At 35.4% G+C, this 21,527-nt stretch carries 19 protein-coding genes; all 19 read left to right on the forward strand.

What is annotated here, in order from left to right:
• The first annotated feature begins 73 nt into the window (after nucleotides 1-73).
• Nucleotides 74-1,474 carry a dipeptidase gene (locus tag H8707_RS01865; RefSeq protein WP_262428453.1) on the forward strand — a complete coding sequence of 467 codons (1,401 nt, stop codon included), beginning with the start codon at nucleotides 74-76 and terminating at the stop codon, nucleotides 1,472-1,474.
• A gap of 321 nt (nucleotides 1,475-1,795) precedes the next feature.
• On the forward strand, nucleotides 1,796-2,785 hold the full coding sequence (locus tag H8707_RS01870; RefSeq protein ID WP_262428454.1) for an ABC transporter ATP-binding protein: 990 nt from the start codon (nucleotides 1,796-1,798) through the stop codon (nucleotides 2,783-2,785).
• The gene (locus H8707_RS01875; protein ID WP_262428455.1) at nucleotides 2,773-3,762 is read left to right on the forward strand and encodes an ABC transporter ATP-binding protein; all 990 of its coding nucleotides are present in this window, start codon (nucleotides 2,773-2,775) and stop codon (nucleotides 3,760-3,762) included. The genes H8707_RS01870 and H8707_RS01875 overlap by 13 nt, the downstream gene beginning before the upstream one ends.
• Nucleotides 3,747-4,709: an ABC transporter permease gene (locus H8707_RS01880; protein ID WP_262428456.1), complete on the forward strand. Its 963-nt coding sequence runs from the start codon at nucleotides 3,747-3,749 to the stop codon at nucleotides 4,707-4,709. The genes H8707_RS01875 and H8707_RS01880 overlap by 16 nt, the downstream gene beginning before the upstream one ends.
• A 4-nt stretch (nucleotides 4,710-4,713) precedes the next feature.
• Nucleotides 4,714-5,559, forward strand: a complete 846-nt coding sequence (locus tag H8707_RS01885) for an ABC transporter permease (RefSeq protein WP_262428457.1) — start codon at nucleotides 4,714-4,716, stop codon at nucleotides 5,557-5,559.
• Nucleotides 5,560-5,570: 11 nt separating this feature from the next.
• Nucleotides 5,571-7,175 (forward strand): N-acyl-D-amino-acid deacylase family protein, encoded by a 1,605-nt coding sequence (locus H8707_RS01890; protein ID WP_262428458.1) that lies wholly within the window; start codon nucleotides 5,571-5,573, stop codon nucleotides 7,173-7,175.
• A gap of 16 nt (nucleotides 7,176-7,191) precedes the next feature.
• Nucleotides 7,192-8,850: an ABC transporter substrate-binding protein gene (locus H8707_RS01895; protein ID WP_262428459.1), complete on the forward strand. Its 1,659-nt coding sequence runs from the start codon at nucleotides 7,192-7,194 to the stop codon at nucleotides 8,848-8,850.
• 11 nt (nucleotides 8,851-8,861) lie between these two features.
• Complete coding sequence (locus tag H8707_RS01900) at nucleotides 8,862-10,064, forward strand: dipeptidase (protein ID WP_262428460.1); 1,203 nt, start codon at nucleotides 8,862-8,864, stop codon at nucleotides 10,062-10,064.
• Nucleotides 10,065-10,147: 83 nt separating this feature from the next.
• Nucleotides 10,148-10,786: an undecaprenyl diphosphate synthase family protein gene (locus H8707_RS01905; protein ID WP_262428461.1), complete on the forward strand. Its 639-nt coding sequence runs from the start codon at nucleotides 10,148-10,150 to the stop codon at nucleotides 10,784-10,786.
• 221 nt (nucleotides 10,787-11,007) lie between these two features.
• Nucleotides 11,008-11,334, forward strand: coding sequence for a hypothetical protein (locus H8707_RS01910; protein ID WP_262428462.1), 327 nt, complete (start codon nucleotides 11,008-11,010; stop codon nucleotides 11,332-11,334).
• A complete protein-coding gene (locus H8707_RS01915; protein ID WP_262428463.1) occupies nucleotides 11,321-13,267 on the forward strand; it encodes a V-type ATP synthase subunit I in 1,947 nt (648 codons plus the stop codon). The genes H8707_RS01910 and H8707_RS01915 overlap by 14 nt, the downstream gene beginning before the upstream one ends.
• 17 nt (nucleotides 13,268-13,284) lie before the next feature.
• On the forward strand, nucleotides 13,285-13,764 hold the full coding sequence (locus H8707_RS01920) for a V-type ATP synthase subunit K (protein ID WP_262428464.1): 480 nt from the start codon (nucleotides 13,285-13,287) through the stop codon (nucleotides 13,762-13,764).
• A 21-nt stretch (nucleotides 13,765-13,785) separates the two neighbouring features.
• Entirely contained in the window at nucleotides 13,786-14,343 is a 558-nt protein-coding gene (locus H8707_RS01925; protein ID WP_262428465.1) for a V-type ATP synthase subunit E, read from the forward strand.
• Nucleotides 14,344-14,353: 10 nt separating this feature from the next.
• The gene (locus tag H8707_RS01930) at nucleotides 14,354-15,358 is read left to right on the forward strand and encodes a V-type ATP synthase subunit C (RefSeq protein ID WP_262428466.1); all 1,005 of its coding nucleotides are present in this window, start codon (nucleotides 14,354-14,356) and stop codon (nucleotides 15,356-15,358) included.
• A complete protein-coding gene (locus H8707_RS01935; protein WP_262428467.1) occupies nucleotides 15,351-15,659 on the forward strand; it encodes a V-type ATP synthase subunit F in 309 nt (102 codons plus the stop codon). The genes H8707_RS01930 and H8707_RS01935 overlap by 8 nt, the downstream gene beginning before the upstream one ends.
• A 101-nt stretch (nucleotides 15,660-15,760) precedes the next feature.
• Nucleotides 15,761-17,524 carry a V-type ATP synthase subunit A gene (locus H8707_RS01940; RefSeq protein WP_262428468.1) on the forward strand — a complete coding sequence of 588 codons (1,764 nt, stop codon included), beginning with the start codon at nucleotides 15,761-15,763 and terminating at the stop codon, nucleotides 17,522-17,524.
• On the forward strand, nucleotides 17,517-18,905 hold the full coding sequence (locus tag H8707_RS01945; protein ID WP_262428469.1) for a V-type ATP synthase subunit B: 1,389 nt from the start codon (nucleotides 17,517-17,519) through the stop codon (nucleotides 18,903-18,905). The genes H8707_RS01940 and H8707_RS01945 overlap by 8 nt, the downstream gene beginning before the upstream one ends.
• A 4-nt stretch (nucleotides 18,906-18,909) precedes the next feature.
• Nucleotides 18,910-19,554 carry a V-type ATP synthase subunit D gene (locus H8707_RS01950; RefSeq protein ID WP_262428470.1) on the forward strand — a complete coding sequence of 215 codons (645 nt, stop codon included), beginning with the start codon at nucleotides 18,910-18,912 and terminating at the stop codon, nucleotides 19,552-19,554.
• A gap of 286 nt (nucleotides 19,555-19,840) precedes the next feature.
• The gene (gene abc-f, locus H8707_RS01955) at nucleotides 19,841-21,478 is read left to right on the forward strand and encodes a ribosomal protection-like ABC-F family protein (RefSeq protein WP_262428471.1); all 1,638 of its coding nucleotides are present in this window, start codon (nucleotides 19,841-19,843) and stop codon (nucleotides 21,476-21,478) included.
• Nucleotides 21,479-21,527 lie beyond the last annotated feature (49 nt).

Genomic DNA, 21,527 nt, shown 5'->3' on the forward strand with positions numbered 1-21,527 from the left:
ATATATGAATTTTGATTGCAGGCTGTAAATAGCGATTCCAATAATGTATAATAATTAAAGAGGTGAATTATAAGTGGATACTATAATTTCAATTTTTACTATAATCGTCTTGTTGCTGAATTTTTCTGTTAAGTCCTTTGCAGTAACGGATAAAAAAATAAATCCATTAAAATTGCATATTGATTCAATTGTAGTCGATGGTCACAATGACACCATGATGAAAATAATCGATGAAACAACTTGGTTACCCAATATAGATATAAGACGAGAAACACAAAATCAAATCGATATTCCTAAACTTAGAGCAGGGAATTTGAAGGTTCCATTTTTCTCGGCATATACTTCCGCCTATTATGGAAATCCAAACAAAAGTGCAAGCAGAACGCTTGCCCTGATAAATGCACTGTATTGGACGGAAAAAAACAATGCAGATATATTTGAAATTTCGTCTACATATGATGAAATTGAAAAAGGCATATTGGCAAAAAAGATTGCGGCAGTTCCTACCATGGAAGGAGCCTATTCTTTGGTAGAAGACAATGCTATGGAATTGTTGGAACAATACCATGATTTAGGTGTAAAAGTCATCGGATTTACATGGAATTATTCCAATGATCTGGGGGAAGGGGCTTATAGAGCCTATGCTGATAGAGACGGGACACATTCGTCGGGAGGGCTTACAGAGCTTGGAGCGGAAGTTGTTGAACGGATGAATGAACTTGGAATGATAGTAGATGTATCTCATATGGCTGAAAGCACTTTTTGGGATGTAATCAATACCACAAAAGCACCTGTGATAGCCTCGCATTCAGGAGTCTATGCTATGAAGGCACATCAGAGAAACTTAAATGATGAACAGCTGAAGGCCCTCGCTAAAAATGGTGGAGTAATAGGCATAGTTTTATACCCTGAATTTTTAACAGACAAAAAAGAAACCTTTATAAAAGATTTTGTGGACCATATAGATTATGCTGTTAAATTAATTGGAGTTGACCATGTAGGCATTGGTTCTGACTTTGATGGAGCTACTATGCCGAAGGATTTAAAGGATTCTTCAAAAATATATAAAATTACTGAAGAATTAGTTAGAAGAAACTATAAAAAAGAAGAAATACAAAAAATATTAGGTAAGAATTTTTTAAGGGTAATAAAGGAATGTGATAAATTAGCAGAAGTACCAAATAAGGCCAGTAATATTAGAATAGAACCATTCCTGGAGATGGGAGAAATCATAAAGGATGGGACTCCGTTGTTAAAGGCAAAAATTGAAGGAAATGAAATAGATCAAGCAGGGTTTAGAATAATCATAAATGGGATAGTTCACAATCCTACATTTGACAAAGAAACAAGTACTTTATCCTATAAGATTAAAAACCCTTTGATTGAAAAGTTTTATGTGGTGACCTTTGAGGCTAAAAACACCGACGGAGAAATTCAAAGGGAAAGCAGAATATTTTATAATTGTGAATTGTGAACTGTGAACTGTGAATTGTGAATTGTGAACTGTGAATTGTGAATTGTGAACTGTGAATTGTGAATTGAATAAGCTGTGTATAAACTCTTATAAATTTTTAAATTTATAGGAGTTTTTCTTTTTTAAAAAAATATTTTTTAAATTATCAGAATGTTTGAATTTCAACACTATTTGCTAATTTCAGAAAACGGGCAAACGATTTCTACTAAAAGCTAGTGTTTATCAGCTATTGACAATCATTTTGACCTGTTGTAATATAGTAAAAATATATTTTGACTATTTATCACCATCAAGGGGTAAAGTAGGCAAGGAGGTGCTAAGGTGAACAATATTATCGAATTTAAGAATTTCAGAATGGGGTTTAAAGATGAAAGCGGAAATGAGTTCAATCTATTGGATGATATCTCTTTTGAAATCAAAGAAGGCGTTGCGCTGGGTGTTGTAGGAGAATCAGGATGCGGTAAAAGCATGACTAGCCTTTCTGTATTAAAACTTCTTCCCTCCGGTGTAACAATACAAGGAGGGGACATTTTATATAAAGGGGACAGTATTCTTGATATGAACCAAGAACAAATGGAAGATATTAGAGGAAAGGATATTTCTATGATATTTCAGGAACCTATGACTGCTCTTAATCCTGTACATACAATTGGATTCCAAGTAGGGGAAGCCTTAAAGGTACATTTTCCCGGTATGAAAAACAGTGAAATAAAAGCTAATGTACTGGAGCAATTGGAATTGGTAGGTATACCTAATCCTGAAACCAGATATTATCAATATCCGCATCAATTTTCAGGTGGAATGAGACAGAGGGTAATGATTGCCATGGCACTTATATGCAATCCTAAACTTTTAATTGCAGATGAACCCACTACCGCATTAGATGTCACTATACAAGCTCAAGTCTTAGAGTTGATGAAAAATATAAAACAAAAAGGTTCCATGATGCTGGTTACTCACAATTTAGGCGTCGTTTCAGAACTTTGTGATGAAATAGTAGTGATGTATGCAGGTTGTGTTGTTGAAAGAGGTAATATAGGTGAAGTATTTGAAAATCCAAAGCATCCATATACCAAGGGGCTTATGGCAGCTGTTCCAAGCTTGGATTCAAAGGGAAAAGAGTTGTATACAATACCGGGAATAGTGCCAACGGTAAAGAACTTTGAAAAGGGATGTAGATTTTCACCCAGATGTGAAGAAAGCTCAGAAGCCTGTAAGGGTATAAAACCTGAACTAACAAGGGTTGGAGATAATCACTTTGTAGAATGCTGGAAATATAACAATTCGGAGGGAAGCCCATGTCAGAAATAATACTTGATATACAAAATCTAACTAAATATTTTGATATAGGCTCTTTTGGAACCAAGAAATATGTACATGCAGTTGAAGATGTATCCTTTGAGCTCCATAAATCGGAAACGCTGGGCATAGTAGGTGAATCGGGTTCTGGGAAATCTACCCTTGCAAGACTTATACTTGGACTTATACCGGTTACATCAGGGAAGGTATATTACGAAGGAGATGAAATAACCGGAGTAAAAGGGAAATATGCGTCCAAAGTTAGAAGTGACATTCAAATGGTATTTCAAGATCCATATGCATCACTAAATCCAAGGATAAAGATAGGAGAATCCATTGCTGAACCGATAATTGTGAATAAACTGATTAAAAATAAAAAAGATGTTCGTCTTAGGGTAGAGGAGCTGCTTAATCTGGTAGGTTTGCAGCCGGAGATGTATGACAGATATCCACATGAATTCTCCGGGGGACAAAGGCAAAGGATAGGGATAGCAAGAGCATTGTCGCTTAATCCCAAGGTCCTGATTTGCGATGAGGCAGTATCGGCTTTAGACGTATCAGTTCAGGCGCAAGTTCTAAATCTATTTAACAGATTAAAAGATGAGTTAAATCTAACTTATATCTTTATAGGGCATGATTTATCTGTTGTAAAGTATGTCAGCAATCGGATTTTGGTTATGTATTTAGGTGAGATCATGGAAATTGCCAATACGGAAGATATCTTTATAAATACACAACATCCTTATACCAAGGCATTGATTTCAGCAATACCTGAAGTAAAATCCAAAGGAATCAAGGAGAGAATTATCCTAAAAGGAGATATACCCAGCCCCGTAAATCCACCGGAAGGATGCAGGTTTTACTCCAGATGTTTTAAAGCACAAGATAAATGCGGGAAAACACATCCTGAATTAAGAGAAATAGATACGGACCATTTTGTCAGATGTCATTTCTCGGAAAAGGGGGGAAATAAATGGCTAGATATATAACAAAGAGATTGTTAAAAGCTTTTTTAATATTTTTTGTTTCCATTACTATTACATTTTTTATTATCAGGTTTATGCCCTCAAATCCGGTTGATCTTCTAATCGATCCCAAAATGGGACCGGAGGTACAAGAGGCTATGATGGAGGAGTTCGGACTGGATAAAACAAAAGGGGAACAATATATAATATTTTTGAAACAGCTATTACAAGGAAATCTTGGGACTTCGTTTAAATCAAGAGAGCCTGTAAGTCAAGTTATTATGCAAAAGCTTCCTTGGACCTTATTACTTTTGTTTATAGTAGTTATCTTATCATTAGCGGTGGGCATTCCTATAGGTGTATATTCAGCTAAGCATAGAGGAAAGTTTTCGGACAAATTGATAAATATTGTAGTGATGGTAGGGATATCCGTTTTTGTTCCTTTTCTTGCATTTTTATTTTTATATTTATTTTCTTATTACTTTAAATTGCTGCCGACAGGAGGCGCATATACTCCGCCGCCTGCAAAGGGGATACGCTATGTTATTGATGTGCTAAAGCACGCAATTTTACCATCTCTTACGCTATTTACTGCTAATGTGGCAAGTATTTTAATGTATACCAGAAACAGCATGATAGATGTACTTGAAGAAGATTATATAAGAACGGCATATTCCAAAGGAGTTAAGGAAAATAAGGTTATAAAAGTCCATGCTCTCAAAAATGCTATGATACCCACGATAACCGTCACCGGACTTATGATGGGTTCAATGGTAGGAGGCGCCGTTATGACAGAAAGTATTTTTTCTTGGCCGGGGATAGGAAGACTGATTTATGATTCCGTATCAGCACTTGACTATCCTGTACTTCAAGGCTCATTTATAATTTTGGCACTCAGTGTAATTATTATGAATATAATTACGGATTTAATAATTGCATGGATAGATCCAAGAATAAAACTGGAGGGATAAGATTATGCAAAACAATAGAACTTTTTTTCAATCCTTCATAAGAAATCCCATGGGCATGATAGGATTTTTCGGAGTTTTACTTATAGTTTTATTAGGTATATTTGCACCAACGATTGCCGCTTATCCTAAAGGATATGGTACTGAAATTTTGGTAGCTCCCGGTAGCGGAATGTTGTTTGGTACTGATAATCTGGGGTTAAATGTATTTGCAGAGGTAGTATGGGGAGCAAGGTCATCATTATATGTATCGGCAATAGCTGTCCTTGTAGCAGCGGTTATAGGGTTACCTGCCGGACTTATTTCAGGTTATAAAAAGGGGAAAATAGGGTCCGTAATAGATGGGCTTATTGATATATTTCTTACTTTGCCTGTTTTGCCATTGATGATAGTTATCGCTGCTATCGTAGGTTCGTCCATAATAAATGTGGCCGTAGTAATCGGTTTATTTTCATGGCCTTCCTTAGCAAAGGTAACCAGAAATGCGACATTGAGGATATCGGAAATGCAATATATTGAAGCTGCAAAATGTTTAGGGATTCCTTCCTATAGGATTATATTTAAACACATCTTAATCAATGTAGCCGGACCTGTATTGGTAAACCTAACGTTGATTATGGCAACTGCAGTATTATCCGAATCCGGGTTAAGCTTTTTAGGTTTGGGAGATCCCACTACCTGGTCATGGGGTGCTATTCTAAAGAAAGCATGGGATGCAAGTGCGGTAATAGATACGCCCAATCCATGGTGGTGGTGGTTATGGCCCAGCGTTTTTATAATGTTTTATGTAATTAGTTTTAATCTGTTAGGTACCGGAATAAACGAAATATTAAATCCAAAATCTAGAGAATAAGGAGTGGTCAAATGTACGATGTAGTTATCAGGAATGGATTGATTGTTGACGGAACAGGGAAAAAGCCTTATAAAGGCGATATAGCTATAGAAGGGGATAGAATTGAAAAAATATCAAATTCGATAGATGAAAAAGGAGTAAGAGAAATAGATGCAACTGGAAGAATGGTAATTCCGGGGTTAATAGACCCACATGTACATGAGGAATGGATATGCTTAATAGACGGCACTTATGAATATTGTTTAAGACAAGGAGTAACCACCGTTGTAAATGGCAATTGCGGTCATTCAATAGTACCCGGACCTACGGAAAAAATAATAGATTATTATTGGGGAAATGGGCTTATGAGCACTAAACAAAGGGATGAGTATAAAAAAAGTTTTCCCAAATGGAATGATTTTAAAGGCTATGCCGAGGCTGTTCAAGAAAAAGGCAGTACATTAAATTTCGTAACTTTGATGGGACATGGAACTATTAGATGGGCTGTCATGGACGGCGCTCACAATAGACCTCCAAGTGAAGATGAAAAAAAGGAAATCGAATCAATATTAAGACACAATATGGAACAAGGAGCGTGGGGGATATCATTTGGATTGGATTATGTTCCGAGCAGATATGCAGATATTGATGAATTAACAGATGTAGCTAAAATAATTGAAGAATATGACGGTGTGGCTGCAGCACATCTGAGACATATGATTGGAATCAAAGAAGCTACAGAAGAATTTATTGAAGTGGGTAAAAGAAGCGGAGTAAAAATACAGGTATCGCATTTGAAGTCAACTTGTCCAGAAGCATTCGATGTTGCTTTAAATGCTGCAAAAGACGGATTGAGAGTCTTGGTGGATACTATACCTTTAAGTACCGGACATTGTACCAGTAAGTCGAGGTTAATACAATTTGTCATGGCAATATCAGATGATCTGTTTTCCAAAGGTGAAGAAGGAGTTAAGGCGGCATTAAAAACAAAAGAAGGCAGGGAAACAATAAAAAAAGATGCATATATATTTGCGGGAGATAAGTCGGATAAATTTATAATCAATTCAGATATACCCGAACTGGAATATAGATCGATTCAAGACATAGCAGATGAAAGAAATCAGGACCCGGATGAATGCATACTTGACTTATTAGCAGACGACAACAATTATACTTTTTGGTTGGGCGGACGAATCAGACCGGATTTTCCCAAAAACGGACATGTACAATCAATAATTGACAATCCCTATGTATGTGTTGGCACAGATGAAATCCTAGGAGACCCGGAAGATCCATTTGATTGGTATGAATTGCTTAGAAGAGGGGGATTTCCTATATTTGCAAATATGTATTTGGAAAAAGGAGTTCCATATGAAGAGATTGTAAGAAGAAATACATCTATGGTAGCTAAACATTTTGGAATAGAAAAAAGAGGCGAATTAAAAGAAGGCTACTTTGCTGACATATCAATAATTGATTTAGAGAACTATAACTTCCCTTCACCTGATGAGGTGGACTATAAGAAACCTTTAACCGTTGCTACAGGTGTGGATTATGTTATCGTTAATGGACAATTGACAATATATGAAGGCAATTTGACAAATACATTTTCAGGACGAGTATTAAAAAAAATATAACTTAAGGAGGATAAAGATGAAAAAGAGAAAAATATTAGCAATTCTAATGGTATCAATTATAATATCGGCTTTTGTATCCGGTTGTGCTAATGACAATACACCTGCAAACAATTCTGAAGATCCGGGACAAACACCTGCGGATAACACAGCATCTGAACCAAAAGTAGGAGGGGAATTGGTAGTAGGAATCACCGGAGATCCATATAGCCTTGCAACTTGGAATTCAAATGATATGAATTCCTCAATGATAATGAATTTGGTTTTACCCGCATTGATGGTAACAGATGAAAATGCAAACAAAGTTCCGTATATAGTAAAGGACTATAATATCAGCGATGATGCTTTGGTTTATACGGTTACAATACATGATGGCTTAAGCTGGCATGACGGAGTCCCATTTACAGTGGAAGACTTGGCTTTTACAGCTGACTATGCTGTAAAGTATAAATTAGGCTATGGTGCAGATATGTATGCATCCGTCGAAAAAACTGAAATCGTAGATGATACAACTATAAAATATTATTTATCATCACCTCAGGTAAACTTCCTATCACAGATGGGTTTCTGGGTGGATATAATGCCGAAACATGTATTTGAAAATGTAGATGATCCGGCAAATTATGACTATGATGGTTTGGGATTTGGGCCATACAAGGTAAAGGATTATGTAAAAGGGCAATATTATGTGCTTGAAAGAGTAGAGAATTGGCCATTGGCTAATGATGGACAAGGTGCATATCTGGACACTATAACCTTTAGAGTATTTCCGGATGCAAATGCATTGGTATTGGCTATTATGAATGGAGAAGTAGATGTATCCGGTTCGGCATTGCCTATTGCAGCTCAAAAACAATTGGAGGCTGAACCCGATAAATTTGGTATTGAAAAGGTCAACTCATTGGGATTTGGATACTTCAGTTTCAATTATAAAAATGAACTTTTAAGCGACCAAAAGGTTAGGGAAGCAATTGCTATGACAATTGACAGAGATGCATTGGTCAACATAGCGATACAAGGCGGAGCTATTAAGATGGATACACCGATATCACCTGTTTTTCCTGATTTGGTAAAATCAGATATAAAATATCCGGCATTTGACATTGAAGGAGCTAATAAATTATTAGATGAGGCAGGATATTCAGATACCAATGGAGATGGCGTAAGAGAAGGAAAGAATGGAAAACTACTGGAATTTGACTTAATATATCGTACATCCACAGCAAATATAGATTCAATTGCAAATATATTTAAAGCCAATGCTGAAAAGGCCGGTATAAAAATTAACCTGCAACCTGTAGATCCTGCAACATATACAGATAAGGTTGTAAAGCAAAAAACATTTGATATAAATGTTATTGACTGGGGAGTAATAGACGACCCCGATTCATCATTGAGTACAATTTATAAATCGGATGCAGCTCTAAATATTATGAGCTATAAAAATGATAAGTTAGATGAATTGCTTGAAAAGTCAGCATCTGAACCAAATTATGAAAAGCGTATAGAGATAATGAACGAATTTCAGAAAGAATTTGTAAAGGAACTTCCATCAATAAACACTTGGGTTAGAATAAATGCTTATGGATATTCAAAAGATTTTGATGGCTGGGAAATAACACCCGGGTTATATGGTCTGATGGATGTGAAGGATTTAGTTAAAGTATACAAAAAATAGGAGGAAATAAAATGCGTAAAGGAACTGAATATAAAGGATATAAAGCATATTCATATTTAGAAGCCGGGAAGGATTATCCTGTATTTGAATTTGCTGATTGGAATTGGGCAGGGGAATATTTAATTCCTCTGTCAGAAACAGAGGAAGAACGGGTACAAAAATTAGCTCAGGAGAAGATATTTATTGCTCTTCATGAGCATCCGGCGCTTTATCCAAAGAATATAGCCGAAACTGCAGCATATAATACTGCCGGGAGAGAATTCTGTGCATATGAGGCACTTTCAAAGTCTTATTTGGATTGTGTATTTGACAATATGATGGATGGAACAAATACCATCTCTTCAAAATATGGGTGGAAATGGCGAGATATAATCCATGATTTGGGCATGCGTCTTTGTGATTTAGCCCATCAAGATTTTTTGATCCATTGTAAAAGAGTAGAGGATATATATAAAGCCCATGAAGAAGGAAAGATAGCATGGGTAGCTGTAATCGAAGGGGCGGCACCGATAGAGAATGAATTGGATAGGATTGATATACTATATGGTCTTGGAGTAAGACAGCTTGGCATCACATATTCCGAGTCAAATGCCTTAGGAAACGGACTTAAGGAGGATAATGACGGAGGGCTTACAAAGTTTGGCAAGCAGGCAGTAGAGAGAATGAATAAAGTGGGAATGTTGATAGATGTTTCTCACTGCGGACCTAAAACAGCCTTCGATTCAGTCGTACATTCGCAAAAACCGATTATTGCAAGCCATGTAGGAGCAAGAGCTTTATGGGATAGTAAGAGATTGTTCCATGATGATTTGATAAAGGCAATTGCTGAAAAAGGAGGAGTAATCGGAGTAGAATCAGCTCCTCATACCACCATGACAAAGACAAATATGACTCATGATATTGAATCGGTAATGGAACATTTTGAATATATAGCCAATTTGGTAGGGATAGATCATGTGTCCTTTGGGATTGATTCTTTATATGGAGATCACGTAGGTCTGCATCATGTATTTTCAGCCAGTCTATCAAAAGAAGAAACGAGCAACAAGGGTGTGGCTTATGATGAAGTCGAATATGTAAAGGGGCTTGAGAATCCCACAGAAGCATCCTGGAATATTTTAAGATGGCTGGTCAAACATAATTATTCTGATGAGGATATAGAAAAGGTAATAGGTGGCAATGCTCTTAGAGTATTAAAAGAAGTCTGGAAATAAGAGTTTTATCTCCCTTATATATTTTGAAAATAATGTATTTTTTAATTATTATTGGTAAAGATACAAAAAGGGAGGAATTTAAGATGAGAGTGCCGAAACATATAGGAATTATTCCTGATGGCAATCGTCGCTGGGCTTTGACCAATGGCTTAACAAAGGAAAAGGGCTATGATAGGGGCTTGGATCCGGGGTTACATGTTTTTAAACTTTGTGAAAGATATGGAATCAAGGAGCTTACCTTCTACGGGTTTACAGTTGACAATACCAAAAGACCTAAATTTCAACGATTAGCATTTACAAGGGCATGCATTGATGCTGTTGAGATGTTATCAAGAGAAAATGCAGAACTTTTAGTTATGGGAAATTACGAATCACCTATGTTTCCCAAAGAGTTATTTCCATATATAGAGAGAAAGAAATTTGGCTCAGGGGGAGTAAAGGTTAATTTTTTAGTCAATTATGATTGGGAATGGGATATTGAAAGCTATTTAAAAATGGAAGAAAAAAATGACTTAATTGGCTCCATAAAATCCAAAGATATATCCAGGGTGGATTTAATAATCAGATGGGGCGGTAGGAGAAGGCTCAGTGGATTTCTCCCATTACAATCAGTTTACTCCGATTTTTATATAATAGATGAGTTTTGGCCTGATTTTACCGAAGAGCAATTTAATAAGGCATTGGATTGGTATCAAATTCAAGATATAACCTTGGGTGGATAGTTAGGGGTATCTCCGAAGGATATCATATGACCGGCTTTTTGGGGCCGGTCTTTTTTTAGATAGTTTAAAGAAGTTTTAGTAAAGTAAACTTTTCATGCGATTGCCGTGTTAAATAGGCACCTCATATTGCAATATTTTCCTATTTGTAATAAAATATATACTTATAGTAAATATATACTTATAGAAATGTTTTTAAAACAATCAAACTAGGTGGTGGTGATGTGGCAAAGGATGCAATGCAAATGGTAAAAGAAGCCGAAGAAAAGGCAAAAGAACTTTTAAACAATGCAACTAAAGAAGCTGAGAAATTAGGACAGGAGGCTGAAATACAGGGAGAAAACGAATACAAAAAAATTATAGAAAACGCAGAAAAAAAGGCCAAAGAAATTAAAGACAAGGCTATAGAAGAAGGCGAAAATTCGGCAAAATCAATTATTGAAAGAGGATCCAAGGAAGCATCCGATCTATTAAATTTGAAAGATGAAGATTTAATAAATGCAGTTGGCATTATTATTAAGAGGGTTGTGAATGTAAATGGCAATAGTTAATATGAGCGAATTCAACTTGTTTGCTTTTGATCATGATAGGGAAAAGCTTCTTCAGAAGCTTCAACAATTTGAATATGTTCATTTCCTTAATCTAGATGAAAATGAAGAATTAAAAGAAGATGGATTAGAAAGTGTTGAGGTTCCGGAGAGAATTGCAGCTATTGATGAGGAAGTTCGTAAGGTAAAATATTTAATAGATATTTTATCAAATTATACTGAAAAGCCTACCGGAATTAAAGCCCTAAATAATGGTCTTGAAACATATGATTTTAATCAGCTTGAAGAAAAGGCATTGGGAATAGATTATCTTCCTTTATATAATGAGATAAGAGAGTACTCAGCAAAAAAGGAGAACTTAGCTCAAGAATTAAATAAATTAGATGCCCTGATTTTCGAGTTAAACCCTTGGATAAAATTAAATTGTGCAATTAAGGATTTAGATAAATTTGAAATAAGTAAAGTCTTCATAGGTTCAATTCCCATTAAATATATGAATAAATTGAACAATGATTTATCCGATACAAAATATACGTATTTTGAAAATTTAGGTTTTGATAAAGAAAATTTATATTTATTGGCTATATCGGATATCTCGGAGTATGAAATAGTGAGTGATATTCTTCGAAATAATGGTTTTATAAAAGTGAAATTGTCCGGAGAAGATACTCCTAAAAATGAAATAGAAAAAACTAGGAATGAAATTAGCAATATTAAAAATGAAATAGAAAATTATGAAAATGAAACAAAAAAACTGGCTGCAAATATATCTGATTTAGAAATTATTTATGAATACCTTCAGAACAAAAGGTTAAGGATTTCAGCATCGGAAAAATTTCTTAAAACTCCTAATGTAGATATAATAAAGGGATATATTCCATCTCACATGATTCAAGAGTTTAAGAAAGTTGTAAGCGATTCTTTGAATAATCCATATTATCTTGAAGTTAAGGATGCGGACAAGAATGATGAAAATGTACCTATATTGTTAGACAACTCAAAATTCAATAAATCCTTTGAATCATTAACAGCTATGTATTCATTTCCAAAATATAATGAGATAGATCCTACACCGTTATTAGCGCCATTTTATATATGCTTCTTTGGGATGATGGCTGCAGACATTGGATATGGTCTACTGATGTTAATTGGTACTTTTGTAGCCTTAAGGGTATTTAATTTCCCGGAGTCTACTAAGAGATTCATAAGATTTCTTTATTATATAAGCTTTGCAATAATCTTTTGGGGTGTAATATTTGGGTCATTCTTTGGTGGAATTATTCCAATGAAGGGATTATTGGACCTTTCGAAGGATTATCAAAGTGTATTGATACTTTCAATCGCACTTGGATTAATTCATATATTTTTTGGATTAGGTATAAAGGCCTATCTAAATATAAGGGATGGACACTTTAAAGATGCTATTTATGATGTAGGATTTTGGTATATGGCATTAACATGCAGTATACTTTATTTACTTTCATCTTTTATGCCTTTTCCCCCTATAGTAAAGACTATATCATTTGACATAATGTTAATAGGTATGGTTGGAATATTACTTACCGGAGGCAGAGATTATAAAAGCATAGGAGGAAAATTGGCAGGAGGTTTATATTCCCTATATGGAATATCCGGGTATATAGGTGACTTGGTATCTTATTCGAGACTTATGGCACTTGGATTGTCAGGAAGTTTTATTGCAAGCGCTATAAATATGATGGTACAGATGTTGAATAGTAAAGGCTTAATAGGCATAATATTTGGAGCAGTGGTTTTTGTAGGTGGACATGTCTTCAATATGGGACTTTCTATGTTAGGTGCTTATGTCCATGCTATTAGACTTACCTTTGTAGAGTTTTTTGGTAAATTTTATGAAGGCGGAGGCGTACAGTTTAAATTGTTTAGAAGCAATCCCAAATATATAAACTTAAAATAGTTAAGGAGGAGCAATAGATGAAATTTTCAGAATTTTTAATTGAACATGGTGGTTTATTTTTTGGATGTTTAGGTGCTGTGTTAGCAGTCTTATGTCCGGGTATAGGCTCAGCTAAAAATGTAGGATTAGTTGGAGAGGCAGCATCGGGGCTTATTATTGAGGAACCGGAAAAGTTTGGTAGATCACTTGTATTGCAGTTATTACCGGGCACACAAGGTCTTTACGGATTTGTTATAGGGTTGCTGGTAATGGGTAAATTAAATACTAGCATGGAATTGGCGCAGGGATTATATTTATTAATTTCATGTGTCCCTGTGGCTGTTGTAGGATGGCTATCGGCCATTTATCAAGGTAGGGTTGCTATTGCCGGAATTACTATATTGGCAAAGAATGGAGAGCAGGCTACAAAAGGTATCATCTATGCGGTAATGGTAGAAACTTATGCGTTATTATCATTTGTTATGTCTTTAATCCTTGTAAACGCAGTAGGTTTCTAGAAAAATTAAGGATGTGAAGTGATGTCAAATTTAGAAAACTTAACGCAAAAGATCATTGATGATGCCAAAAGTTCAGCTGAGGGAATCATAAAGGAAGCTGAAAAAAAGAAAGAGGGTTTAGTAAGTTCTAGGCTAGAAGAAGCAGAAAGATTAGCTGAAGAGATACTGGAACGCGCAAACAATGAAGCTGAGGCAATTAGATACGGAATAGTATCAAATGCAAAGCTTAAGGCAAGAGATAAAAAGATATCAGCAAAGAGAAATACAATGGAAAGAACTTTTCAATTAGCTAAGTCAAGTTTTACAAATATGAATGAAAAAGATTATTTAAATTTTCTTAAAAGCAATATTGGGAATTTAAAATTGAAAGGAACTGAAAATTTAATTGTTTCTGAAAATATGAGAGATAGTGTAAAGAATGCAGGATTTGCATTACAAATATCCGATACGGAAACCGTAGATTCGGGTTTTATGATAAAGGACAAAAATACGATATTGAATTATACTTTTGATTCCATTGTAGATTACTTAAGAGATGAACTTGAGTCTAGTATAGTCCATAGCCTTTTTAAAGAATAGGAGTGATTTCATGGATAGGATGGATTTTGTCCAAGGTGTTGTCAGAACCAAAGTCATTGAAAAAAGGCTTCTCTCAAAAGCGCAAATTGATAGAATGGTGGATGCTAAGGATATAGATGAAGTTTTTAGGATGCTTAATGAAACTGAATACTCAAATGGGATAGCTAATATTTCTCGCTCTGAGGATTATGAAAAAATCTTATCCGAGGAGCTTAAAAGGGTATATAAATTAATGAGAGAGATAGCTAAGGAAGATCAAATTGTGGTGGACTTACTTGCTCTAAAGTACGATTATCATAATCTAAAGGTATTATTAAAAGAAAAAATACTCAATACTGATTTATCCCAAAATTATATTCCAATTGGGACCATAGACATTCAAAAGTTAAAAAATGATTTTTTAACTGATAATTATGAGGAAATCAAAAAAGAATTTAGGGAAGCTTTGGAAACTGCAATCAAGGATTATGATGAGACAAATGACCCCCAAAGGATAGATATAGTACTTGATAAAATATATTTCAGTCATTTATACAAAATGGCTAAAAGTACGGGAATTGAGTTATTTATAGAATATGTGGAAGATTCGATAGATTTTATAAATGTCAAAACATTAATTAGAATAAAAAAACAAAATAAAGACATAAATTTTCTAGAGGATGTCCTATTACCAAATGGTAAAATTGATAAAAATGATATTGTACTGTCTTTAAATGATTCTATAGATATAATTATAAATAAATTTAAAAACTATAGAATTAGTGAAGAACTTAAAAAAGGGTTAGAATCATATCAAGAGACTAATCATCTATCGGATTTTGAAAAATACATGGATGATTATTTAATGGAGTTAAACAAAAGGTCTAAAAATATAATCTTTGGTCCGGAACCAATATTTTCCTATATAATAGCCAAAGAGACTGAAATTAAAGTCCTAAGGATAATCATGGTTTCAAAATTAAATGATCTTTCTCCGGAAGATATAAGAGAAAGGCTGCGTGATTTATATGTTTAAGATTGCTGTTGTAGGAGATAAAGATTCAATACTGGCTTTCAAGGCATTGGGGGTAGATGTATTTACTGCCTATGAAAGTGAAGAGACTAGAAAGATTGTGGACTTTATTGCCCACAATAACTATGGAATAATTTTTATTACTGAAGAGTTGGCAAAGCTTATTCCGGACACCATAGAGAGATATAATAAAGAGATAATCCCTGCGGTAATCCTTATACCGAGCAACCGTGGAAGCTTAAATATTGGCATGGATAAAATTAACGAAAGAGTGGAAAAGGCAGTAGGAACAAATATATTATAACTAGGCAAAGGTGAGCCTCGCTAAACGTATGGGGTAAGTTTTTTGCAAAGATGCAAAGAACCTTGAATTAAAATCTTGATATATAAAGGAGAGGGCTAATCTTGAATGTTGGAAAAATAATTAAGGTATCAGGCCCCTTAGTTGTTGCAGAGGGGATGGAAGAAGCTAACGTATATGACGTTGTTCATGTTTCAGATTATAAACTTATTGGCGAAATAATAGAAATGAGAGGTGATAGAGCCTCTATTCAAGTATACGAGGAGACAACAGGAATCGGACCTGGGGATCCCGTTTATACAACCGGAGAGCCTCTTTCAGTAGAGCTTGGACCCGGACTTATAGAGTCTATGTTTGATGGAATTCAAAGACCTCTTAAAGATATAAAAAATTTAACAGGAGATTTTTTGTCTAGAGGAACGGAAGTTAAAAATTTGGATAGAGAGAAAAAATGGACATTTACACCGACGGCGAAGGTTGGGGACAGGGTAGCACAAGGTGATATTATCGGAACGGTACAAGAAACCCCGATAGTACTGCACAAGATAATGGTTCCATATGGAGTGTCAGGTGTAATAAATAGCATAGAATCAGGAGATTTTACAGTTGTTGATGATATCTGCACATTGGATAATGGCAGGAAACTTCAAATGATGCAAAAATGGCCTGTAAGGCGAGGAAGAGGATATCAACGCAAAATAAATCCAACGGTTCCTTTAGTTACAGGACAAAGAGTTATAGATACCTTTTTCCCTGTAGCAAAAGGCGGAACTGCTGCAATACCCGGACCCTTTGGATCCGGAAAGACGGTTATTCAGCATCAACTTGCCAAATGGGCTGATACTGAAATAGTGGTATACGTAGGTTGTGGTGAACGTGGCAATGAAATGACGGATGTTCTTATGGAATTTCCTGAAATAATAGATCCGTCAACCGGTGAATCATTGATGAAAAGGACTGTTTTAATTGCCAACACATCCAATATGCCGGTAGCTGCCAGAGAAGCTTCTATTTATACGGGAATTACAATAGGAGAATATTTTAGAGATATGGGATATTCAGTAGCTATAATGGCAGACTCAACATCCAGATGGGCGGAAGCCTTAAGAGAGATGTCGGGACGCCTTGAGGAAATGCCCGGAGAAGAAGGCTATCCTGCATATCTGAGTTCTCGTGTTGCTGAGTTTTACGAACGAGCTGGCAAAGTAATTTGTTATGGAAGTGATAATAGGGAAGGTGCTATTACGGTAATTGGTGCAGTGTCACCACCTGGCGGGGATATATCCGAGCCCGTTTCGCAAGCTACCCTTAGGATAGTTAAAGTGTTCTGGGGACTTGACTATGCCCTTTCTTACAGTAGGCATTTTCCGGCTATTAACTGGTTGGATTCATATACATTGTATCAATCCGGTATGGATAAGTGGATGAATGAAAATATTAGCAGAGAATTTTCCTGCAACAGGGCACAGGCGATGAATTTGCTTCAAGAGGAGCAGGGATTGTTGGAGATAGTAAGATTGGTAGGCAGGGATTCTCTGTCAGAGCTGGATCAATTGAAACTTGAAGCAACTAAGTCCATAAGAGAAGATTATCTGCAACAAAATGCCTTCCACGATGTGGATACTTTTTGTTCATTACAAAAACAGGATAAAATGTTGAAGATGGTTTTGGAATTTTATGAACAAGGCAAACGAGGCTTGGATAATGGAGTTTATCTAAAAGAAATTGAACATATGAGCGTAAGGGAGAGAATTACAAGGGCAAAATATATACCAGAGGACAATATATCTGAAATAGATGAAATTACACAGGAAATAAAAACAAGTATGGACAAATTAATAAGTAAAGGAGGGATCCTTAATGCTTAAAGAGTATCAAACAGTTAAAGAAGTTGTAGGGCCGTTGATGGTAGTAGAGGGTGTTGAAGGAGCCCAATTTGACGAATTAGTAGAGATAGAATTAAGAAATGGAGAAAAAAGAAGAGGCAGAGTATTGGAAATAAACGGAGATAAAGCAACTCTTCAGCTGTTTGAAGGTTCTGCAGGGATCAATCTTCAATCAACTACTGTAAGATTCTTGGGCAGACCTCTTGAATTAGGTGTATCCTTCGATATGATAGGCAGAATATTTGATGGGCTTGGTCGTCCAAAGGACGATGGTCCGGCTATTATTCCCGAAAAGAAAATAGATATAAACGGTGTACCGATAAATCCGGTTTCAAGGGATTATCCCGATGAATTTATTCAGACGGGGATATCCTGTATAGATGGATTAAATACCTTGGTAAGAGGTCAAAAACTCCCGATATTCTCAGGATCCGGACTTCCGCACAATGAAGTAGCAGCACAGATTGCCAGACAATCAAAGGTGCTTGGTAGTGGAGAAAACTTTGCGGTAGTATTTGCTGCAATGGGTATTACCTTTGAAGAGGCTACTTTCTTTATAGATGACTTTACAAAAACAGGTGCCATAGACAGAGCGGTACTATTCATGAATCTGGCTGATGACCCGGTAATTGAGAGAATTGCAACTCCGCGTATGGCGCTTACTTGTGCAGAGTATTTGGCTTTTGAAAAGGATATGCATGTACTTGTAATATTAACTGATATGACAAATTACGCAGAAGCACTTCGAGAGACCTCTGCAGCCAGAAGAGAAGTACCCGGAAGGCGTGGATATCCCGGGTATCTATATACTGACCTTTCGACCATATACGAAAGGGCAGGCAGGATTAGAGGAAGGAAAGGTTCCATAACTCAGATACCGATTTTAACCATGCCTGAAGATGATATAACTCATCCTATTCCGGATTTGACAGGATATATAACGGAAGGTCAGATTATACTATCCAGAGAATTATATAAAAAAGGTATTGAACCGCCAATAAACGTGGTGCCTTCGCTATCCAGATTAAAGGACAAAGGCATAGGCGAGGGGAAGACCAGAGAGGATCACGCGGATACGATGAACCAGATTTATGCAGCATATACAGCAGGTAGAGAAGCTAGAGAGCTTGCTACCATCTTAGGAGAATCAGCATTATCCGATGCAGATAAAGCTTTTGCCAAATTTGCCGAAGAATTTGACAAAAGATATGTCAATCAAGGATATTATACAAATCGAGATATCATCGAAACTTTAGATTTAGGATGGGAATTATTACAGATTATTCCAAGAACAGAGCTTAAGAGAATAAGTGAAGAATTTCTTGAAAAATATCTGGATAAAGGTGACAAAGGGGTTGAGTAATTAGATGACAAAACTAAATGTTAACCCTACCAGAATGCAACTTACGGAGCTCAAAGGAAGACTTTCAACCGCAACAAGAGGGCATAAGCTACTAAAGGATAAACAGGATGAGCTTATGAGAAGATTTATTGAGCTTATTAGGAGAAACAAGGAACTGAGAGTGGAAGTTGAGGAAGAGCTTAAGGATTCATTTAAAGAATTTCTATTGGCAAGTGCAGTTATGTCTCCTGAGATGCTGGAAGAAGCCGTGGCTTTTCCAAAGGAGACTATAACTGTAGATATAAAGAAAAAAAATGTAATGAGTGTCAACATTCCGGTAATGAATTTTTTGAGAAAATTAGAAGATGATGAGGGAAGCATCTATCCATACGGCTTTGCACAAACATCTTCTGAATTAGATGATGCGATAGCCAAACTGTATGGAATTATGCCAAAATTGTTAGAGTTGGCTGAAGTGGAAAAGGCTTGTCAATTGATGGCGGATGAAATTGAGAAGACAAGAAGAAGGGTAAATGCATTGGAATATAGGACGATACCTGATTTGGAAGAAACAATCAGATTTATTCGAATGAAATTGGACGAAAACGAAAGAAGTACAATAACGCGTCTAATGAAGGTTAAGGAGATAATAAATGCCACTGAGGATTAGTTTTCAGTGACATTTTCTATTAGTTGACATAATTAAAATAAATTAATATAATAAATAATACAAACAGTACAAATAAATTAAAGGTTAAGGTATTGGGGAAAATGATTATATAATAATCCACTAAAATTATTTTTTTAATATGTATCAACTTGCCTATAGGGTTTTTTTGTGATGCATAAAATATGAGTGGATAGTTCCTTAATTAATTTAACCTTATTATAATGTTTTTTATTGGTTTTATTAGTTAATGCTATCCTCTCCAAGAGATATAGGAGGGGATTTTGTTTTGTTGATAGAATGTAATGATATAAAAAAATATTTTGGAGATAGGCTTTTACTTGATATTGAAGATTTAAAAATATATTCAGATGATAAAATCGGAATTGTCGGTGTAAATGGAGTGGGCAAGACCACTCTTATAAATATTTTGATGAAAAGGCTTGAGCCTGACGAAGGCTGTGTTAAACTTAATTGCGACTACGCATTTGTATCTCAGCTTGAAGAATCCGAAGCAATAAATATTAGTGATGAAATGGCCTCAAGATTCAATATTTCAAATACTTGGAATGAGGATATGAGTGGAGGAGAAAAGACCAGATTTAAGCTAGCATCGGTTTTTGATAAAAGGGCGGATATGTTATTTGCAGATGAGCCTACCTCTAATCTGGATATAAATGGAATAGAGTTATTAGAAAAGGGACTTCAAGATTTTAATGGGGCATTGGTAATAATATCACATGATAGAACTTTATTGGATAAAGTATGTAATAAAATAATAGAAGTAAGTTTTGGGAAAATAAAAATATATAATGGAAACTTCTCAAAATATAGGGAATTAAAAGAAGAAGAAAAGATACGTGCTGAATTTGAATATGAACAATATATAAGTGAAAAGAAAAGGTTGGAAGGAGTGATAGCAAATACAAGACAAAAGGCAGCATCCATAAAAGGGGCTCCAAAAAGGATGGGCAATTCTGAGGCAAGACTCCATAAGATGGGTGGACAAAAGGCAAAAAAGGGTTTGGATAATGCGGTTAAAAACTTAAGAAAAAGGGTAGAGCATTTAGAAGTAAAAGAAAAACCAAAAGAGCAGGGCATCATTAACTTTGATATTCAAGATGTAAGTAGACTTCATAGTAAAATAATCATTGAGGGGAGAAAGATAAGCAAGGCATTTGATAAGAAAATCATCTTTAAAGATGCAGAACTTAATATTTACAATGGCTGGAAGGTGGCTCTCATAGGGGATAACGGCTGTGGTAAAAGCACCTTGATTAAAATGATTATGGATAGCGAAGATGGTATCAAAGTAGCAAAGGGCGCAAAAGTAGGATATTTTAGTCAAGATATGAATATTTTAGACGATGAAAAATCTATACTGGAAAATGTAATGGACACAAGTATCTATGATGAAACTTTTACAAGGACTCTTCTCGCAAGGCTTTTGTTTAGGAAAGAAGATGTATATAAAAAAGTCAGTCTGCTAAGTGGAGGAGAGAGGGTGAAGGTATCCTTTGCAAAACTTATGTTACAGGATATAAATATTTTAATTTTAGATGAGCCAACAAATTATCTGGATATCAACTCCATGGAAATAGTGGAAGAAGCTCTGAGGGCATATAATAGGACGATATTTTTTGTATCCCACGATAGGAGTTTTGTAAGAACAATCGCAGACCATATAATGACTATTGAAAATAAAAAGATAAAAATATTCAATGGCAATTTAGATGAATATTTAAAAGTCATAAATAGGGTATATGATTATAATAAGGAGAGAAAAGAACAGGAGATATTTATATTAGAAAATAAGCTTTCGGAAATCATAGGCAAACTTTCAATGCCATCAAAGAGGGATGATGTAGATCACTTGGATAAGGAATATCAAGAGATACTTAGGAAGTTGAAAAAACTTAAATGTTGAATTATTTTTAAACCGGATGGTTCAAACTATATATTTAGCAATTTTATTA

This window comes from Paratissierella segnis, from assembly GCF_014385195.1.
In the GTDB taxonomy this organism is placed as follows: domain Bacteria; phylum Bacillota; class Clostridia; order Tissierellales; family Tissierellaceae; genus Paratissierella; species Paratissierella segnis.